Annotated in this window: 15 protein-coding genes and 1 tRNA gene; 7 read left to right on the top strand and 9 right to left on the bottom strand. The window is 66.3% G+C overall.

Features of this window, described 5'->3' with window-relative positions; genetic code table 11:
- Positions 1–24: 24 nt before the first annotated feature.
- Positions 25–897 carry an aldo/keto reductase gene (locus ACTHQS_RS05585; RefSeq protein ID WP_440166834.1) on the bottom strand — a complete coding sequence of 291 codons (873 nt, stop codon included), beginning with the start codon at positions 895–897 and terminating at the stop codon, positions 25–27.
- 140 nt (positions 898–1,037) lie between these two features.
- Here ACTHQS_RS05585 and ACTHQS_RS05590 point away from each other — a divergent pair, with 140 nt between their 5' ends.
- Entirely contained in the window at positions 1,038–2,030 is a 993-nt protein-coding gene (locus tag ACTHQS_RS05590; protein WP_440166835.1) for an LLM class flavin-dependent oxidoreductase, read from the top strand.
- A gap of 1 nt (position 2,031) precedes the next feature.
- On the top strand, positions 2,032–3,501 hold the full coding sequence (locus ACTHQS_RS05595) for an MFS transporter (RefSeq protein WP_440166837.1): 1,470 nt from the start codon (positions 2,032–2,034) through the stop codon (positions 3,499–3,501).
- Between the two features lie 42 nt (positions 3,502–3,543).
- Here ACTHQS_RS05595 and ACTHQS_RS05600 read toward each other — a convergent pair whose 3' ends face one another.
- The 4 genes from ACTHQS_RS05600 to ACTHQS_RS05615 all read right to left on the bottom strand — a co-directional run bounded on the left by ACTHQS_RS05600 (position 3,544) and on the right by ACTHQS_RS05615 (position 7,211).
- Positions 3,544–4,689 (bottom strand): FAD-dependent oxidoreductase, encoded by a 1,146-nt coding sequence (locus tag ACTHQS_RS05600; RefSeq protein ID WP_440166839.1) that lies wholly within the window; start codon positions 4,687–4,689, stop codon positions 3,544–3,546.
- Between the two features lie 38 nt (positions 4,690–4,727).
- Entirely contained in the window at positions 4,728–5,654 is a 927-nt protein-coding gene (locus ACTHQS_RS05605; RefSeq protein WP_440166841.1) for an AEC family transporter, read from the bottom strand.
- 51 nt (positions 5,655–5,705) lie between these two features.
- Positions 5,706–6,131, bottom strand: coding sequence for an aspartate 1-decarboxylase (gene panD, locus ACTHQS_RS05610; protein ID WP_440166843.1), 426 nt, complete (start codon positions 6,129–6,131; stop codon positions 5,706–5,708).
- A 165-nt stretch (positions 6,132–6,296) separates the two neighbouring features.
- A complete protein-coding gene (locus ACTHQS_RS05615; RefSeq protein WP_440166845.1) occupies positions 6,297–7,211 on the bottom strand; it encodes a LysR family transcriptional regulator in 915 nt (304 codons plus the stop codon).
- A gap of 155 nt (positions 7,212–7,366) precedes the next feature.
- Between ACTHQS_RS05615 and ACTHQS_RS05620 the strand changes: the two genes are divergently transcribed.
- Both ACTHQS_RS05620 and ACTHQS_RS05625 read left to right on the top strand, forming a co-directional pair.
- On the top strand, positions 7,367–8,830 hold the full coding sequence (locus tag ACTHQS_RS05620; RefSeq protein ID WP_440166847.1) for an amino acid permease: 1,464 nt from the start codon (positions 7,367–7,369) through the stop codon (positions 8,828–8,830).
- A gap of 387 nt (positions 8,831–9,217) precedes the next feature.
- Entirely contained in the window at positions 9,218–12,724 is a 3,507-nt protein-coding gene (locus tag ACTHQS_RS05625; protein WP_440166849.1) for a bifunctional proline dehydrogenase/L-glutamate gamma-semialdehyde dehydrogenase, read from the top strand.
- A 73-nt stretch (positions 12,725–12,797) separates the two neighbouring features.
- Here the strand turns inward: ACTHQS_RS05625 and ACTHQS_RS05630 are convergent, their stop codons facing one another.
- Together ACTHQS_RS05630 and ACTHQS_RS05635 are read right to left on the bottom strand one after the other, a co-directional pair.
- The gene (locus ACTHQS_RS05630) at positions 12,798–13,112 is read right to left on the bottom strand and encodes a hypothetical protein (RefSeq protein WP_440166850.1); all 315 of its coding nucleotides are present in this window, start codon (positions 13,110–13,112) and stop codon (positions 12,798–12,800) included.
- A gap of 168 nt (positions 13,113–13,280) precedes the next feature.
- Positions 13,281–14,135, bottom strand: coding sequence for a LysR substrate-binding domain-containing protein (locus ACTHQS_RS05635; RefSeq protein WP_440166852.1), 855 nt, complete (start codon positions 14,133–14,135; stop codon positions 13,281–13,283).
- A 140-nt stretch (positions 14,136–14,275) separates the two neighbouring features.
- On the opposite strand from ACTHQS_RS05635, the gene ACTHQS_RS05640 reads away from it, so the two are divergent.
- Positions 14,276–15,655: an MFS transporter gene (locus ACTHQS_RS05640; RefSeq protein WP_440166854.1), complete on the top strand. Its 1,380-nt coding sequence runs from the start codon at positions 14,276–14,278 to the stop codon at positions 15,653–15,655.
- Between the two features lie 37 nt (positions 15,656–15,692).
- Here ACTHQS_RS05640 and ACTHQS_RS05645 read toward each other — a convergent pair.
- Positions 15,693–15,766 (bottom strand) — tRNA-Gly (locus tag ACTHQS_RS05645).
- 238 nt (positions 15,767–16,004) lie between these two features.
- On the opposite strand from ACTHQS_RS05645, the gene ACTHQS_RS05650 reads away from it, so the two are divergent.
- Positions 16,005–16,466, top strand: a complete 462-nt coding sequence (locus tag ACTHQS_RS05650; protein ID WP_440166856.1) for an SRPBCC family protein — start codon at positions 16,005–16,007, stop codon at positions 16,464–16,466.
- Between the two features lie 15 nt (positions 16,467–16,481).
- On the opposite strand, the gene ACTHQS_RS05655 is transcribed toward ACTHQS_RS05650, so the two are convergent.
- Positions 16,482–18,098, bottom strand: a complete 1,617-nt coding sequence (locus ACTHQS_RS05655; protein WP_440167413.1) for a CAP domain-containing protein — start codon at positions 18,096–18,098, stop codon at positions 16,482–16,484.
- 214 nt (positions 18,099–18,312) lie between these two features.
- Here ACTHQS_RS05655 and dcd point away from each other — a divergent pair, with 214 nt between their 5' ends.
- A complete protein-coding gene (gene dcd, locus ACTHQS_RS05660; protein ID WP_440166858.1) occupies positions 18,313–18,888 on the top strand; it encodes a dCTP deaminase in 576 nt (191 codons plus the stop codon).
- Positions 18,889–18,900: the final 12 nt, after the last annotated feature.

Raw genomic sequence — 18,900 nt, forward strand, 5'->3', positions numbered from 1 at the left:
ACGTGAGTGGCTGGAAGCCGCTTGCTACTTTCCTGCTGCTTCCAGTTCAGCGTACGTGTCGTCGTCGAGCGTGATGTTGGCGGCGGCCATGTTCTCTTCGAGGTGCTGCACGGAGCCGGTGCCGGGGATGGGCATCATCACGGGGGAGCGGCGCAGCAGCCAGGCCAGGGCCACCTGTGAGGTAGTGGCGCCCAGGCGCTTGGCGGCCTCATCCAGCGGGCCGCCCGGCTGCGCGAGCTCGCCGGCGGAAATCGGCGCCCAGGGGATAAAGCCGATGCCGTTCTCTTCGGAGTAACGGAGCACGTCCTCCGAGCTGCGGTCGGTCAGGTTGTAGCGGTTCTGGACCGTGGACACCGTGAAGTGCTTCCCGGCCGCCTCCAGCTCCTCGACGCTCACTTGGGACAGGCCCAGGGCGCGGACCTTGCCTTCGTCCTGGAGCTCGCGCAGCACGCCGAACTGCTCCTCGGCGTCCACCTTGGGATCGATCCGGTGCAGCTGCAGCAGGTCCAGGGTGTCCACCTTCAGCTTGCGCAGGCTCAGCTCCGTCTGCTGGCGGAGGTATTCCGGCCGGCCAACGGGAACCCACTTGTTGGGCCCTGTGCGGGTGAAGCCCACCTTGGTGGCGATCTTCAGGCCCTCCTTGTACGGGTGCAGCGCCTCGGCGATGATTTCCTCGCTGATGTTGGGGCCATAGGAATCTGCGGTGTCGATGAAGTCGACGCCGAGTTCGACGGCGCGGCGCACCACGGCCACGGCCGCGCGGCGGTCTGCGGGCTGACCCCAGACACCGTCACCCACGATGCGCATGGCACCAAAACCGAGCCGGTGCACGGTTCCCAGGTCCTTGAGGTCGATGGTTGCGGACAGTTCCAGCTGGTTCGTTGAATCATGGCTCATAGGGGCGGCAACATCATCAGTGTGCTGAGTATTCCGGCAAAGACGAAATAACCCGGGCCCCGCGGTGGTTATGCATCAAGTGCCCGCCGCGATCCGGCCGGCGACTTCTTACGAAACGTTCCTGAAAGGCCGCAACCGACGTGACTCTTCCCCTCTCCATTCTTGACCTGGCAACCATCGGCAAAGGCCAGACGGCGGCGGAGAGCCTGGCGGGCAGCGTGGCCATGGCGCAAAGCGCCGAGAAGCTGGGCTACCGGCGCGTCTGGTACGCCGAGCACCACAACATGTCCTCCATCGCCTCCTCCGCCACCAGCGTGCTGATCGCCCACGTGGCGGCGCACACCGAAAGCATCCGGCTGGGCGCCGGCGGCATCATGCTGCCCAACCACTCCCCGCTGACCATCGCCGAACAGTTCGGCACCCTGGAAACCCTGCACCCGGGCCGGATCGACCTGGGCCTGGGCCGGGCCCCGGGCAGTGACCAGAACACCATGCGCGCCCTGCGCCGCGACCCCATGTCCGCGGACAGCTTCCCGCAGGACGTCCTGGAACTGCAGGGATACCTGACCGGACCCACCCGCATCCAGGGCGTGGAGGCCACCCCCGGCAAGGGGACCAACGTTCCGCTCTACATTCTGGGCTCGTCCCTGTTCGGCGCCCGGCTGGCCGCCCAGTTGGGCCTGCCCTACGCCTTCGCCTCGCACTTTGCCCCCGCTGCCCTGCAGGACGCCGTGGCCATCTACCGGAGCGAGTTCAAGCCGTCCGCGCAGCTGGATGCCCCCCACGTGATCGCCGGCGTCAACGTGATCGCAGCCGATTCCGCTTCCGAAGCGCAGGCCATGTTCCAGGCCACCAAGCGGGCGCGCGTCTCCCTGTTCTTCGGCGGCGGCACCCGCGAATTCACCGACGACGAGGCGGACATGATCCTCGACTCACCCCAGGGCCGGCACATGGCACAAATGATGACCTACTCCGCAGTGGGGACACCCGACGTCGTGATCGACTACCTGGACAGCTTCGGCAAGCACGCCGACGCTGACGAACTCATCGTGGCGCACCAGAGCCCCGGCACCCAGGAGCGGCTGCGGTCCGTTGAGCTGCTGGCGCAGTCCGCAGGTTTGGTGGCGGTCTAGGATGACCGACGCAAAAGACGGCGTAGGGTTCCGCTCCGACCGCGGTCCCATCCTCATCGCCCTGATGCTGTCCACGGGACTCGTGGCCATCGATTCCACCATCGTGGCGACGGCGGTACCGTCGATTGTCCGCGACGTGGGCGGCTTCGCGTCCTTCCCCTGGCTCTTCTCCGCGTACCTGCTGGCACAGGCGGTGTCCGTGCCCATCTACGGCAAGCTCTCCGACATGGCAGGGCGCAAGCCCATCATCCTGATCGGGATTGGCCTGTTCCTCCTCGGCTCGGTGCTCTGCGGCGTCGCCTGGAGCATGCCCTCGCTGATCGCCTTCCGGGCCCTGCAGGGGCTCGGCGCCGGCGCGGTACTGCCGGTCGCCGTCACCATCGCCGGTGACATCTATACCCTGCAGGAACGCGCCAAGGTCCAGGGCTACCTGGCCAGCGTCTGGGCCATCTCCTCTGTAGTGGGCCCCAGCCTGGGCGGGGTCTTCTCCGCGCTGGGCATCTGGCGCGGGATCTTCCTGGTCAACGTGCCGCTCTGCCTGCTGGCCGGGTGGATGCTGGTCCGCACCCTTCACGAAAACGTGGAACGGGCCACACACAAGGTGGACTACGGCGGCGCCGTCCTTCTGGCCGGATCGCTCGGCCTGCTCATCCTCGGCGCCCTGCAAGGCGGCCAGGCGTGGGCCTGGAACTCCTCCATCAGCATCGGCGTGTTTGCTGTCGGGGCCGTGCTGCTGGTTGCGTTCCTCCTGGTGGAGCGGCGGGCAGCGGAGCCCATCCTCCCGGCCTGGGTGGTGTCCCGCCGCCTGCTGGCCACCACCGCCCTGGTGTCCTTCGGCGTTGGCGCGGTGATGATCGGACTGACCTCCTACGTGCCCACCTTCCTGGAAGGCGCCCTTTCCTCCTCGCCGCTGGTCGCCGGCCTGGCGCTCGCAGCCCTGACCCTCGGCTGGCCGCTCAGCGCCTCGCAGGCCGGGAAGTTCTACCTGCGGATCGGCTTCAAGTCCACCGCCCTGATCGGCATAGCCATCGCGGTGGCCGGGCTGCTGATCCTTTCACTGACGGCCTCGTCTCCCAACGTTGCCCTGATCGCGGCCAGCTGCTTCGTCGTCGGGCTTGGCCTGGGCCTGCTGGCCACTCCTACCCTGATTTCTGCCCAGTCCAGCGTTCCCTGGCATGAACGCGGCGTGGTGACCAGCACCAACATGTTCGCCCGCTCCATCGGCAGCGCCCTGGGCGTGGCCGTGTTCGGTGCCGTGGCCAACTCCATCTACGGCGGCAGCAGCGGTGGCGACGCCGATCCCGCCACGGTCATCAGCGCTTCCGGGGCCGTGTTCCTGGCCGCGCTCGTGGCCGGGCTGCTCACGGTGGCAGCGGTGCTGGCCATGCCTGCGGTGAAGGCCGGAGACAGCGGCCAGTCAGCTGCGGAGCCGGTGCCCACCAACGCGGACGGCAGCCCGAGCCAGGGCTGATGGCAGGCGGCGCTGCCAGCCGCCCTGTTGGCGGCGGTGCCGCTAGCGGGACGCCCGGAAGATCGACGGCGCGGGCCGGATCCCGGTGGCGAGGTCAGCCAGGATCCGCCCCACCACCGGCGTGAACTTGAAGCCGTGGCCGGAGAAGCCCGCGCCGATCACCACGGGCCCGATGCGGTCCAGGATAAAGTCCTCGTCCGGTGTGGTGGTGTACGTGCAGCTGATGGCCTCGAAGGAGTCAGGGTCGACGCCGGGCAGCCACTGCCGTGCGTAGTCCTGCAGGGCTGCGAGCTGCTTCGGTTCCGGCAGGAAATCGCGGCGGTCCGGGTCCACCACCGGACCCACCCCGTGCCAGCCGGCCTTGATGCCTTCGCCGGGGGTGTGCATCCCGTAGACGGGGGAGTACCAGCCCTGGTAATCGGGGCCCGGGTAGTGGTTGAAGCCGGGCCACACCGCGCCGCTGTCCGTGATCCGGAAATGCGCCGGCTGCTCCTGGGTGACCCTGAGCTTCGGGATCCGGAAGGCCTCGTTCTTGCCAGCCGAATCCGTGCCTGCGATCCGGGCCAGCAGCTTCTCGGTCCAGGCGCCGGCCGTCACCACGGCCTGGGCTGCGGTGACCACCTCCGTGCCCGCAGCCGATTCGAGCGTCAGCCGCACGCCGTCGTCGAACACCTGGAAGTCCACCACCTTGGTGTGGTGCCTGATCTCGGCGCCGCGGGCGGTGGCCAGCCGCTGGAAGGCGGGCAGCGCGGCCTCCGGGTTGAGCTGGCCGCCGTCGGGCATATGCAGGACCTGCTGGTCGAACCGGATGCCGCGCCAGCGCTCGCCTGCCTCGCCGGGCGACAGGAACTCGGCGCGGATGCCGGCGTCGGTGAGGGCTGCGGCAACGTTAGGGAGGTCGCCGCCCGGGCCGTGGGTGACCACGCCGGTGCGCGCCAGCAGCTGTACGCCGCTTTCCTGCTCCAGCTCGTCCCACAGGGCCAGCCCCTCGGCCAGCATTTCCACGTAGTCCGGCTGGTAGTAGCCCGGGTTCAGGTTGCGGGTGGCGCCGTGGGACGCGCCGATCTTGTGCCCGGGGCCGAACTGCTCCACCAGCGTTACCTGCCGGCCGCGGCGGGACAGCGCCCACGCGGCGGCCGAGCCCATTGCGCCACCGCCGATCACTACGGTATCCAGCACAGTATTCATCAGCCCTCCAAGCTGCAGTTGCGATCCTTGGCCAGTGCTCACGCCAGAAGCAGCGCCACGCCGATCATCGCCGGCACTGCCACCACGGTGGTGATCAGCACGGTGTCCTTGGCCACGGTCAGCCCGGTCTGGTACCGGCTCGCGGCCACGAACACATTTTGTGCGGTGGGCAGGGAAGACGTCACCACCACCGCAAACAGTGCGTGCCCATCCATTCCCAGTACGAAGCGGGCGAAAACGTAGGCCAGGGCCGGCTGGACAGCGAGCTTGAAGCCGCTGGCCAGCAGCGTGTCCACGCGCCGGCCGGCAGAGGCCTGCAGCGGCCGGGTGCCGTTCAGGCTCATCCCGAACGCCATCAACATGGCCGGAATCGCCGCCCCGCCGATCAGGTGGATCGGCTCCATGACCAGCGCAGGCACCTGGAACCCCGTGCCCGCCACCAGCAGTCCCAGCCCGGACCCCACGATCATGGGGTTGCGCAGGATCATCAGGAAGAAGCCCAAGACAGTGGTGCGGTGCGTACTGGTGCTGGAATCCAGGATCATCAGGAACGTGGGGGTGAAGAAGGCCAGCTGGAAGATCAGCAGCGGCGCGACGTAGCTGGCATCACCCAGGACATATACCGCAATGGGAATACCTAAGTTCGCCGAATTGGCGAGCGACGCGGACATGGCGGACATCAACGATTCCGGGAGCGCGCGCTTCAGCCAGAACTTGGCCAGCGTGAAGTAGATGGCGGCGGTGGCGATGGCGGCCACGGCCGTGACCAGCAGCGGTTCGGCAAAGACTTCCTGCAGCCGGGCCTTGCTCAGGGTTTCAAAAAGGAGCGCCGGGCTGGCCACGAAGAAGGTCAGGCCGCTCAGGACAGGCCGGGCGTTGTCGCCGAGGATCCGCTGCCTGCCCACGAACCATCCCACCAGGATGATGGTCCAGACCACGAAGAATCCTGCCAGCACCCCTAGCAAGGATCAGCCTTGCGGGCGCGGCGGAGGCGCGGACCGGGACACACGCTCCGGTTACAGGGTGGCGTTATTCAGGGCGAAAGGGGGGCGCATCATGCCTGGGGTAAGGCCTTCGGCAGGGTCGTTGCCGAGCTGGATAATGCGGTTGTCCTGGTCCACGTGGACCACCTTGGGCTCGTAGGCCCTGGCCTCTTCGGTGGTCATTTCCGCGTAGGTAATGAGGATGACGATGTCGTTCTCGTGCATCAGGTGCGCCGCTGCACCGTTAATGCCGATGACGCCGGAACCGCGCTCGCCGGCGATCGTATAGGTTTCAAGCCGCGCGCCGTTGGTGACATCCACAATGGACACCAGCTCGCCGGGCAGGATGTCGGCAGCTTCGAGCAGGTCAAGGTCGACGGTGACCGAGCCAACGTAGTGCAGGTCGGCGTGCGTGACGGTGGCCCGGTGGATTTTGGACTTGAACATTGTTCGATTCATAACGGGTCCAGTCTAGACCTGCGGCCCTTTACCTGCAGTGACGCACGAAACATAAGCGCCGGACGCGCCTGCGCAGTGACGCGGGTTCTCAATCCGCAGGGGACGCACCTGCGCAGCGACGGGCGGCCTTGCTGCGCACGGAAGGACGCGGACGACGGCGACCGGTCACCCGGCGTCGTCCGTTGCCACCGCCGCGGCAGCCGCTGCCAGGGTCTCCCTCGCTGCCAGGATGGCCGGGCGCTGCGTGCTGGAGCGGCGCACCGAGGTGAAGATGGTGCGGTGCGGCTTGCCGGGGAGCTCCAGAAGCTGGGCCGTGGTGCCGCGGCCGGTCCACACCAGGTCCGGCATCAATGCCACCGCGTTGCCGGACTCGATCAGGCGGGCCTGGGCCTGCAGGTCGGCGGTTTCAAAGCGGACGTCGGGCTCGAAGCCCGCGCTCCGGCACGCCTGCTCTGCCCAATGGCGCGATGCGGCACCCCGCGGCTCCATGACCCAGGCCAGGTCTGCTGTGTCCTCCAGGGAACGGATGGCAGCCCCGCCGCCGGACGCGGGCGGAACGGCCAGCCGGATTGCGTCGGTGGTCAGCTTCACCTTGTCCAGTTCTGGGTAGCGTGGGGCCGCATGCCCGGGATACTGCTCCGCGATCACCAGGTCGAAGTCGCGCGCCCAGGTTTCATGCAGTGCCGTCTCAGGCTCCCGCTGGATCATTTCGATCCGTACCTCGGGGTACTTCGTGGCCATCCTGGTCAGGGTGTCCGGCATCAGGGCCAGGGCGGCGGACTGGAATACCGCGATCTTCACGGTCCCGGTCACTGTAGTGAGGGAGGCAGCCAGATCGGCCTCCGCCTGTTCCATGGTTTCCAGCAGCTGCGCCGTGTGCGCCACCAGCACCTCCGCCTGGGGCGTCAGCTGCACCCGCCGGCCCGTCTTCCGGAGCAGCTCGACGCCCACTTCCTTCTCCAGGAGGGCCAACTGCTGCGATACCGACGACGGGCTGTACTGCAGTGCCTCCGCCACCTCCGCGAGCGTCCCGCGGATGCTTAATTCGCGGAGCAGCCGCAGCCTGCGCACATCAAGCATGGTGAATTCCTAACTGAAACTAACGAATATAGGTTAGAAGTAACCACTTTATCTAACGCAATTGCACACGCATACTGTTGAAACCGAGTTACCCCCGTCACAGCCAGGTTTCTTGGCGTGCCGCGGCGGGGTCGCACCCCAACCAGGAGTTCCTGATGAGCAGCAAAGATTTGAGCCAATCGATCATGCGGCGAAAGCCCATCGATGACATCGAAGAAGAGAGCAAGCACAGCGGACTATTCAAGTCCCTCGGGCTGTGGCAGCTCACCGCCATTGGCGTTGGCGGGATTATCGGCGTCGGCATCTTCTCCCTCGCGGGACTGGTGGCCGCCGGCAGCGAAAGTTCACCCGGGGTGGGGCCTGCGGTCCTGATTTCCTTCCTGATTGCAGGGCTCGCATCCGCGGCGGCCGCCCTTTCCTACGCGGAGTTCGCCGGCATGATCCCGCGCGCAGGCTCGGCGTACACCTACGGCTACGTGGCCCTCGGCGAGGTGATCGGCTGGTTCATCGGTTGGGACCTGCTGCTGGAATACATCGCCATTGTGGCCGTGGTGGCCATCGGCATCTCCGGCTACCTTGACGCCTTCCTGTCCGGCATCGGCATCCATTTGCCGGTCTGGATGACCTCCACCGCAGACGAGGGCAAGGGCGGGATCATCAACGTCCCCGCCATCCTGGTCTGCCTCCTGGTGACCTGGATCCTGTCCCGCGGCACCAAGGCATTCGGGCGGTTCGAGCTCGTGGCGGTGGCGATCAAGGTCGTCCTGATCCTCTTCATCATTGGCCTGGGCGTGTTCTACATCGACACCAACAACTACAACCCGTTCATGCCCAGCGGCTTCGGCCCCGTGGTGGCCGGCTCCGCCACCGTGTTCTTCGCAGTCTTCGGGTACGACGCCATGAGCACCGCCGCCGAGGAAGCCAAGGACGGCAAGAAGCACATGCCCAAGGCCATCGTGCTCTCACTCATCATCGCCATGCTGCTCTACGTGGCCGCCACCCTGGTCCTGACCGGCATGCAGAACTACAAGGACATCGACCCGAAGGCAGGCTTCGCCTCGGCCTTCACCTCGGTGGGCCTGCCCGTCATCGCCACGATCATTTCGGTGTTCGCGGTCCTGTCCATCCTCACCGTGATGCTCACCTTCCTGCTCGGTGTGACCCGCGTGTGGTTCTCCATGAGCCGCGACGGCCTGCTCCCCGGCTGGTTCGCCAAGACCGACCGGCACGGCACCCCGCAGCGCGTCACCTGGATCGGCGGCATCGCCTCGGCCTTCCTGGCCGGTGTCTTCCCCATCAAGGCCGTTGCAGACCTCACCAACATCGGCATCCTGGCCGCGTTCGTCGTCGTCTGCCTGTCCGTGATCATCTTCCGCTACAAGCGGCCGGACGCCCCGCGTTCGTTCCGCCTGCCCCTGATGCCCGTGGTCCCTGCCTTCGGCGTCCTGGCCTCGGCCTTCCTGATGCTCCAGCTGCACTGGGAAACCTGGCTGCGCTTCGTGGTCTGGCTGATCATCGGTCTGGTCATCTACTTCGGCTACGGCCGCAAGCACTCGCTGATGAACCCCAACAGCCCCCGCCACGAGGAACTCGCAGAGCTGCACCGCCCGCTCCCGTAACCTCTCCCCGGACGCGCCATCACCTTCTGCCCGTTTTCCCCCAGCGCCCCATCATCTACAGCGCGTTTTTCCCATACGCGACATCAGATAAAGAGGCGTCCTGCCAAGCCCTCTCCCACGTTCGTGGGGGAGGGTTTTGGTGCTTTTTACGTACTGCTGACGGGTTCCCGAATTTGCTGCATCAGGTGATGGGGCGTTGGTGGTTTCGGGGAGGAAGGTGATGGGGCGTTGGCGGTTTGGGGGCATCAGGTGAGGGGGCGTTGGGAGGTGAATAAAGCATTGGTTTTACTAACCTGTATTGCTCAGAAAAGATTGCTTTATCTTATGTGAATTGAGGCTCATACTGGTGGAAAGACCTCCCAGAACACCAGAAAGATCGGGAACACAATGACCCACGTTGCAATGGAACCGGCAGTCGTCAAGGCGGCCACCCCGCAGACCGTCGACGTCGACGTCCCCCAGGCAAAGGCGCTCGCCAATGAAGCGGTCGCCTTGGTCCGGCGCTGGCTCACCGAGGCCGCCAAGGTACCGGTGGACGCCTCAGCCGAGCAGCTGGCCGGCGTCCTGAAGGACCCCAACGGCCTGGACTTCACGGTCGGATTCGTGGACGGCGTGGTCCGTCCCGAGGACCTGAACGTCGCCGCCCGCAACCTCGCGAAGCTGGCCCCCAAGGTTCCGGCATTCCTGCCCTGGTACATGCGCAGCGCCGTGGCACTGGGCGGCACGATGGCCCCCGTGATGCCGCAGGTTGTCATCCCCATCGCCCGCAAGGTCCTGCGTGAGATGGTGGGCCACCTGATCGTGGATGCCACCGACGCCAAGCTGGGCCCGGCCATCGCCAAGATCAAGAAGGACGGCATCAAGCTCAACGTCAACCTCCTGGGCGAGGCCGTCCTCGGAGAGCATGAAGCCTCCCGGCGCCTCGAAGGCACGCACACGCTGCTGGCCCGCCCCGACGTCGACTACGTCTCCATCAAGGTCTCCTCCACCGTGGCCCCGCACTCCGCCTGGGCCTTCGACGAGGCCGTGGAACACGTCGTCGAAAAGCTCACCCCGCTCTTCCAGCGCGCCGCCTCCTACTCCGGCACCGGGCAGAAGAACAAGTTCATCAACCTGGACATGGAGGAGTACAAGGACCTGGACATGACCATCGCGGTCTTCACCCGGATCCTGGACAAGCCCGAGTTCCAGGACCTCGAGGCCGGCATCGTGCTCCAGGCCTACCTCCCGGACGCCCTGTCCGCCATGATCCGGCTGCAGGACTGGGCCGCCGAACGCCGCGCCAACGGCGGCGCCGGCATCAAGGTCCGCGTGGTCAAGGGCGCCAACCTGCCCATGGAGCAGGTGGAAGCCTCGCTGCACGACTGGCCGCTGGCCACCTGGGGTTCGAAGCAGGACTCGGACACCAGCTACAAGAGCGTCATCAACTACGCGCTGCACCCCGAACGCATCAAGAACATCCGCATCGGCGTCGCCGGCCACAACCTGTTCGACATCGCCTTCGCCTGGCTCCTGGCCAAGCAGCGCGGCGTGGAATCCGGCGTCGAGTTCGAGATGCTGCTGGGCATGGCACAGGGCCAGGCCGAGGCCGTCAAGAAGGACGTCGGCTCCCTGCTGCTTTACACCCCCGTGGTGCACCCGTCCGAGTTCGACGTCGCCATCGCCTACCTGATCCGCCGCCTGGAAGAGGGCGCAAGCCAGGAAAACTTCATGTCGGCAGTCTTCGAGCTCAGCGAAAACGAGGGCCTGTTCGAGCGCGAAAAGCAGCGCTTCCTCTCCTCGCTGGAGGCGCTGGACAACACCGTCCCGCTGCCCAACCGACGCCAGGACCGGAACCTTCCGCCGGAGGCCATGCCGCACACCGGGTTCCGGAACACCCCGGACACCGACCCTGCGCTGCCTGCCAACCGCACCTGGGGCCGGGCAATTCTTGGGCGCGTCCCGTCCTCGACGCTGGGCAACGCCTCGGTGAAGGCCGCGTTCATCAATGACGAGGAAACGCTGGACTCCGCCATCACCAACGCCGTGGACAAGGGCAAGGCCTGGGGCGAACTCTCCGGCAACGAACGCGCGGAAATCCTGCACCGGGCCGGGGAGATCCTGGAATCCCGCCGGGCCGACCTGCTCGAGGTCATGGCCAGCGAGACGGGCAAGACCATCGACCAGGGCGACCCCGAGGTCAGCGAGGCCGTGGACTTCGCGCACTACTACGCCGAGTCGGCGCGCAAGCTGGACACGGTCGACGGCGCCACGTTCGTCCCAGCCAAGCTCACCGTCGTCACCCCGCCCTGGAACTTCCCGGTCGCCATCCCGGCAGGGTCCACCCTTGCGGCACTCGCCGCCGGCTCCGCCGTCGTCATCAAGCCCGCCAAGCAGGCCGCCCGCAGCGGCGCTGTCATGGTGGAAGCACTGTGGGAAGCAGGCGTCCCGAAGGGCGTGCTGACCATGGTGCAGCTGGGGGAGCGGGAGCTCGGTACGCAGCTCATCTCCCACCCTGCCGTGGACCGGGTGATCCTCACCGGCGGCTACGAAACCGCCGAGCTGTTCCGCTCCTTCCGCAAGGACTTGCCGCTGCTGGCCGAGACCAGCGGCAAGAACGCCATCATCGTCACCCCCAGCGCCGACCTGGACCTCGCAGCCAAGGACGTGGCCTACTCCGCGTTCGGCCACGCCGGCCAGAAGTGCTCCGCCGCCTCGCTGGTGATCCTGGTCGGTTCCGTGGCCAAATCGAAGCGGTTCCACAACCAGCTGGTTGACGCCGTCACCTCGCTGAAGGTGGGCTACCCGGAGGATCCCACCAGCCAGATGGGGCCGATCATCGAGCCCGCCAACGGCAAGCTCCTCAACGCCCTGACCACGCTCGGAGAAGGCGAGAACTGGGCCGTTGAACCGAAGAAGCTGGACGACACCGGCCGGCTGTGGAGCCCGGGCGTGCGCTACGGGGTCAAGCGCGGATCCTACTTCCACTTGACCGAGTTCTTCGGCCCGGTCCTGGGCGTGATGACCGCCGACACCCTGGAAGAGGCCATCGCCATCCAGAACCAGATCGAGTACGGCCTCACAGCCGGCCTGCACTCCCTCAACTCCGAGGAACTGGGCATCTGGCTGGACACCATCCAGGCCGGCAACCTCTACATCAACCGCGGCATCACCGGCGCCATCGTCCAGCGCCAGCCGTTCGGCGGCTGGAAGAAGTCCGCCGTCGGCGCCGGCACCAAGGCCGGTGGCCCCAACTACCTGGCCGGCCTGGGAGACTGGCTGCCCGCGGAGGCATCCGCCAAGGCCGACATCACGAACCCCGGCGTGCGCCGTATCCTCAACGCCGCCGGCCCTGCCCTGCAGCCGGCGGAACTTGAGTCGGTCCAGCGGGCCCTGGCGTCCGACGCCGAGGCGTGGGCTTCGGAGTTCGGCACCGCCAAGGACGTCTCCGGGCTGAGCGCGGAGCGCAACATCTTCCGCTACCGCAGCCTGCCGGTCACCGTCCGCCTCTCCGAAGGCGCGCCGCTCGCCCACCTGGTCCGGACTGTGGCGGCCGGTGTGCTGGCGGGGTCGGCAGTAACGGTGTCTACCGCCGTCGAACTTCCCGCCCAGCTGCGCTCCGTGCTCACCGCACAGGACATCGACGTGACCATGGAGTCCGACGCCGGCTGGCTGGCTTCCGCGGGACACCTCGCCGCAGCGGGCAAGTTGTCCGGGGCCCGCATCCGCTTGATTGGCGGCGACGCCTCCGCGCTCGCCGAAGCCACCGGCGGGCGGCCCGACCTGGCCATCTACGCCCACCCCGTCACGGAGGCAGGCCGCGTGGAACTGCTGCCGTTCCTGCATGAGCAGGCCGTCAGCATCACCGCGCACCGGTTCGGCACCCCGAACCATCTGTCGGACGCGCTGATCTAACTTTCAGGGCAAACGAAGGTCCGGTGGTCGGGCTGGTGGAAACCAGCCCGACCACCGGACCTTTTGGTAGCTGCTAGCCCAGGTACCAGCCGGGCGGGGTCCAGGTGACTGGAACGCTGTGGGCCGAGAAATCCTCACAGCGGGTGCAGGTGTAGGCCACCTCGCCAAGGGTGGACACCGTTCCGTCGCGCCGGTAGGTGGGCGGAATGTACGACTCAAGGTAAACGAACTCGTCCGTACGGCACTTATCACAAGTGGGTTTCCCCACGTATCCGGAATCCACGGAGGCGTGTCCGGTTCCGAGGGTGTTCTGGCGGGTGGACGGCCGTGCGGTGGAGTACGGGCGTGCGTGCGCAGAACCTGGGTGGATGTTCCTGGCTGTCGTCATTGGCTGCCTGTCCCAAGCGGTGGTTTCCGGCGTGCGGATACGCGCTTGTTTCGGTGAACCGGCCTGCTGCTTGACCTTGGAAAACCAGCATAGGTGATGCCACTTCCCCTATCAATGGACACGGCCCCCCTAACTCCCCTAAATGCTGGAAATCGCGCCGCAGGAGAGTTAAGTTTGGCGGTTAATGGTCCTTCCGACAATCGACTGGGTGAGGGCGTCAATCACCTCGGTGTTGGCCAACGGGTTGCGGATCAGGGTGAAATCCACGTCCCCCACGGCGGGAAGGTCGAAGCGCCGGGTGATGATTTTCAGGTCTTCGGGCACCAGCGAGGTCGGCATGACGGCTACCCCGATGCCCGCCCTGACCGCCGCCAGCACCCCGCTGATCTGCCGGGTGGTGCAGGTGATCCGCCAGGTCCTGCCGTGGGCCTCCAGCGCATCAATGGCCAGTTTCCGGCTGAGGCTGGGGGACGGGTAAGCGATCAGGGGCACGGGGGTTCCCGGTTCCATGACGGTCTGTTCCAGTCCCACCCAGGAAAACGAATCGTGCTGGACCACGGTGCCGTCCTTTGCGCCGGCCACCCATTTCACGAAGACCAGGTCCAGTTGCCCGGCGTTGAGCTTCCGGTACAGTTGGTCGCTTTGGCCCACCGTCAGTTCCAGGTTGATCTGCGGATAGATCTGCCGGAACTCCCGCAGGATCCGGGGCAGCCCGGTGATGGCGAGGTCGTCCGCCGTGCCGAACCTGAGCCGTCCGCGCATGGCCGAGCCGGAGAAATAGCGGGCGGCGGCGTCGTGCGCGGACAGGATGTTGCGGGCAAAACCGGCCATCGCATCGCCATTGTCGGTGAGCCTGACGTCGCGGGTGTCCCTGGTGATCAGGCTGCGCTTGGCCGCGGCTTCGAGTTTGCGGATGTGCTGGCTGATGGTGGGCTGGGCCAGCCCCAGGCGTTCAGCGGCCTTGGTAAAGCTCAACGTGTCCGCGACTGCCAGGAAAGAGCGCAGCTGTGCTGGTTCAAACATGTGGGACTCCGGTGTCCTTCCGACTGCCAACCTATTGCGTTTTGCAATGCGAGTTATAGGGACCATACCTCTCCATAATCGGCTGGGCCAGCCTAGCGTTAAGGACATCCCAGACCGCCCGCAATTTTGAGGACACTCCTGTGGCACCGCCTCCGCCTTCGTCGGCTTCCGTCTCCCAGCCAGTCATCGACGCGGCGGGCTCAGCGCCGCCCGACAACCAGACCCAGCCGCTTCCCGTCGTCGCGGAGCGGCTCCCCTGGAAGCACACCTTCATCTCGCTGACGGTGCCCAACTTCCGGATCTTCGCTGCCGGCCACTTCATCGCCGTTATTGCCATCTGGATGCAGCGGATTGCCCAGGACTGGCTGGTGCTGCAGCTTTCGGGCTCCGTGACGGCCGTCGGTGTGACCGTGGCGCTGCAGTTCCTGCCCTCCCTGCTGCTGGGGCCGTGGGGCGGCATGGTGGCCGACAGGTTCGCCAAGCGGAAAATCCTCATCCTTTGCCAGAGCATGGCTGCCCTCCTGGCTGCAACGCTGGCAACGCTTGCCCTCACCGGCGTCATCATGGTGTGGCATGTCTACGCCATCGCCCTGGTCCTGGGCCTGGTGACGGTCCTCGACCAGCCCGCACGCCAGGTGTTCGTCAATGAACTCGTCGGCCCGAAATACTTGCGGAACGCCATCAGCGTCAACTCGACGACGTTCCAGCTGGGCGGCCTGATTGGTCCCGCCATCGCCGGGCTGCTCCTGACTGCGGTAGGTGCCGGCTGGGCCTTCGCGGCCAACGCCGCAGCCTGCTGCTCGACAGTTGCGATGCTCCTGATCCTGCGCAAGGACCAGCTCTACGTCAACGCGCCTGCCCCCAAGACCAAGGGAATGCTCCGGGAGGGGCTGCGCTATGCGTTGAGCAAGCCCACCATCTATTGGCCGTGGCTGATGGCCGGCTTCATCTCTGTCTTTGCCATGAGCCTGCCGGTGCTTCTGGCAGCCTTCGCGGACCACGTATTCAAGGTAGGCGCCGGCGGGTACGGGCTCCTCAACGCCCTGGTGGCCCTCGGTGCCCTGTCCGGCGCGGTTGCGTCCACCCGCCGCCGGCAGCTGCGCCTGCGGTCAGTGGTGTTCTGCGCCGGGATGTATGGCCTGATGCTCTGCCTGGCAGTCCTCGCCCCGTCCCTGGTGTGGTTCGGGGCGGTGATGGTGCTGTCCGGCTTCTGGTGCCTCATGTTCCTCACCGGGTCAAACCAGCTGGTGCAGGTCAGCTCCAACATGGGGATCCGGGGGCGGGTGATGAGCCTGTACATCATGGTGCTGATCGGCGGCCAGGCCCTGGGTGGACCCATGCTCGGCTGGATCGCTGAACACGCGGATCCGCATGCGGCCCTGCTGGTCTCCGGCGGCGTGCCCGCACTTGCGGCCCTTACCGTGGCCGCCATCCTGGCCCGGAAGGGCTCACTGCAGCTCAAGGTGGACTGGCGGGACCGGCGGCATCCGGTGCGGATCGCACGGCGGGTGGCTGCGTAAGAACGCATGCGGTGACGCCTGGCCGGGCGGGAGGAAATGGAGCGGCTGACGGGAATCGAACCCGCGTATCAAGCTTGGGAAGCTAGCGCTCTACCATTGAGCTACAGCCGCAGTGCCGCCACTCGCGCGGGGCAGAACTTAGCTTAGCGCAGATCTGTGGGCTCCCCGCCAACCTTGGCCGGCAGCGGTTCCGTGTCCTGCAAACCGGGACGTCATCCAGTAACTCTTCAATAACGTCGGCGGTGCCGGCTAGGTTTGGGCGCTGGGCGGTGGCTAACCTGATCCGGGTAGCGGCCGCTTGGGGGAGGCAGCTATTGCGGCAGCCGACGTCAACCACAGGAATTTCTTCATGGCAATCGCTGAGCACGAGGTCCTCATAGAACGCGACGCCATGGCCGTCTACCAATACCTCCTCGACGCAACCAATCTTCCCGCCTGGCGGAGCGATGTCCGCAGCGTGAAGCTCGTGCAGGGCCCGGCCGAAGCCAAGGGGGCGGTGTACCGGAAGATGGTTGCCGGACGCTCCGGGCTGAGCATCCCCGCGGAGCTGGAGATCACCAATGTCCGGCCCGGCGCCGAAATACAGTTCCACGTCGTCTCCGGCCCCGCGACCCGCTGGGGCGGCTACTACCTCAGTACCGAGGACGCCGGGACCCGGGTCCGGTTCGCCATGGAGGCCAAACGCGAGGGACGGTTCGGGTTCCTCAGCAGGTGGACCTTCTTCAACGGGATGCTCCAGCGCCGGGTCACGTCCGATGTGGCCCAGCTGGACCGGCTGAAGAACGTGCTGGAACTCCAGCCGGCCATCTGAGTCAGTCCCTTCGGATCACTGCGCCAGCCGCTGCCCGGTCCAGGGCCCGGGGATGTTCGACGGCGACGCGAGAGTTCCGGAGCTCAGGTCCCAGTACTGCACCGTGTCATTGGCCCGTCGGAGCGCTACGCCCCTGGTGTTCAGGCCGGTGACGTCACGCAGCGCGCGGATTCCCGTGACGTCCGTCCAGCCCGTGGCGACCGTTGCACGGGCTTCGGCACGGAGCGCGGTGCTGCCCCACCCGCGGTAGAGCTGCACGGTGCCGTCGGTCCTCAACCCCAGGATGTCCTGGAAGCCGTCACCGTCGTAGTCCACCATGGACAGGCGGGACGCGTAGAGGCCAGTGGCAACCGTGACCCGCTCTGCAATATCGCCGGTGCCCTTGTTGCCGTAAAGGTACAGGTTTCCGCCCCCGTCCAGGGCCAGGATCTGGGGCATCCGGTTGTTGGCGCACCAGCCGCCCACTGCCAGGGTCAGGGTGTCCCATCCGCCGACGCCGAGCGTGATGGGTGCCTGGAACCCGCCGCCGGCGATGCCCCGGTGCAGGGTCAGGTTGCCGCTGGCCCACTGGGTCAGGACGTCGTAGGAGCCGTCACGGTCCCAATCGGTGACGAAGACTTCCTTGGCTCCGCCAAAGCCGGAGCCGATCACCTTGGCTGCAGCATAGGTGCGGGGCCCGGTGGACGCCCGGTTGAGCAGCTGGCCGGCGGAGTCGACGGACACGAGGTCGGCAGGGCCGGTGATTGCCGCAGCGGCGAGGTTGAGGGTGGGCGGCATGTGCTTGACGGGTGCATCGCACAGGCTTGGCGGCGGTGGCGGCAAGGCGCCACCGGATGACGCGCCGCCCGGGGAATCGAGCGTGCCGGCGGGCAACGTGGTGTACCCGAAGAAGTTGACCACACCCCAGATCTGGTAGGTGGAGTTGGTGTAGGAGATCCCTGCGCCCATCACATTGAAACGCGGGTCAAGGAGCATGGCGTTGTGGCCCGGTGACCCCTTCCACCACTCCACCAGCTGGGCTGCGTCCCGGTCGGTGCGGATGGCAATGATCTCGCCGGCGCCGTTGTTGGGGCTCAGGGCGCGGGAATCGGTCCAGAAACTGGCCCGGTGCTCAATCACTTCACGGGTGGCAATGTTGTCCGACCAGTCCTGCGACAACCCGGCCACGGTGGGGTGGTACTTCACCTTGTTCAGGCCGTTGGCTACGCGGTACTCGTTGATCTTGGTAAAGACTGTAAGGATGGCTGCTGAATTGCTGTCCGGGACCAGGGCCTGCGTGGAAATCCGCGCGGGAGCAGATTCGGGAGCTGCAGCTTGTGAAGTGGACGGCGATGCCAGTTCCTGGTCCGGTGCCCAGAGTGGAGGGATGGAAACCGTCTGGGGAGCGGGCTCGGCGGATGCTGCAGCCGCTGCCTGCGGTGGCGCTGCTTCGGTTGTGGCCTGGACAGTGCCCGCGGCTGGAGCTGCCGGCGCGGGGGTGGCGTCCGGAAGTGGTGACGCTACGCGGATATCCGGGTCCACGGCAGGGGTGAGGCTCCCGGCGGAACCGTCGCCCTTACTGGACGCACCGCCGTCGCGCACCAAAGGCGCTGCCAGCGAGATACTCGCTGCTCCCGCCTGGTTAAGGGGCATCGGCGCCGGAGGTGCGGTGGCGGACGAAGAGACCAGCGCCAATGCACAGAGCACGCCAAGAAAAGGTGCCACTAATTTATTCACAACATCCCCAGCTCTGTTACGCCATCCGGGAGACCATTCCGGCGGCTTTCATTCGCAACATTAGCCCCAGGAGGCCACAGCAACAACGGGGAAGTGTGGGTGTGGATAACCGATACGGTAATTTGGGACGGTGCTGATCTCTGACCGCGACATTCGTGCCGAAATTGATTCCCAGCGGATCCTGCTGGAACCGTTCGATCCGGCGATGGTCCAGCCGTCGTCCGTGGATGTCCGGATCGACAAATTCTTCCGGTTGTTCGACAACCACAAGTACGCGCACATCGACCCCGCACAGGAGCAGCCCGAGCTGACCCGCCTGGTGGAAGTGGAGCAGGACGAAGCCTTTATCCTGCACCCGGGCGAGTTCGTGCTGGGGTCCACTTACGAGACCGTGACGCTGCCCGATGACATTGCGGCCCGCCTGGAAGGGAAGTCGTCCCTTGGCCGGCTGGGCCTGCTGACGCACTCCACCGCAGGCTTCATCGACCCCGGCTTTTCCGGCCACGTCACCCTTGAACTGTCCAATATGGCCACGTTGCCCATCAAGCTGTGGCCGGGCATGAAGATCGGCCAGCTCTGCTTCTTCCGGCTAAGTTCGGCGGCGGAGTACCCGTACGGCCAGGGGGAGTACGGCAACCGGTACCAGGGCCAGCGGGGTCCCACCGCCAGCCGAAGCCACCTGAACTTCCACCGCACCAGCATCTAGCAGGGAGCGGAA

The sequence above is a fragment of the Arthrobacter sp. SAFR-044 genome (genome assembly GCF_051965175.1).
Taxonomy (GTDB): domain Bacteria; phylum Actinomycetota; class Actinomycetes; order Actinomycetales; family Micrococcaceae; genus Arthrobacter.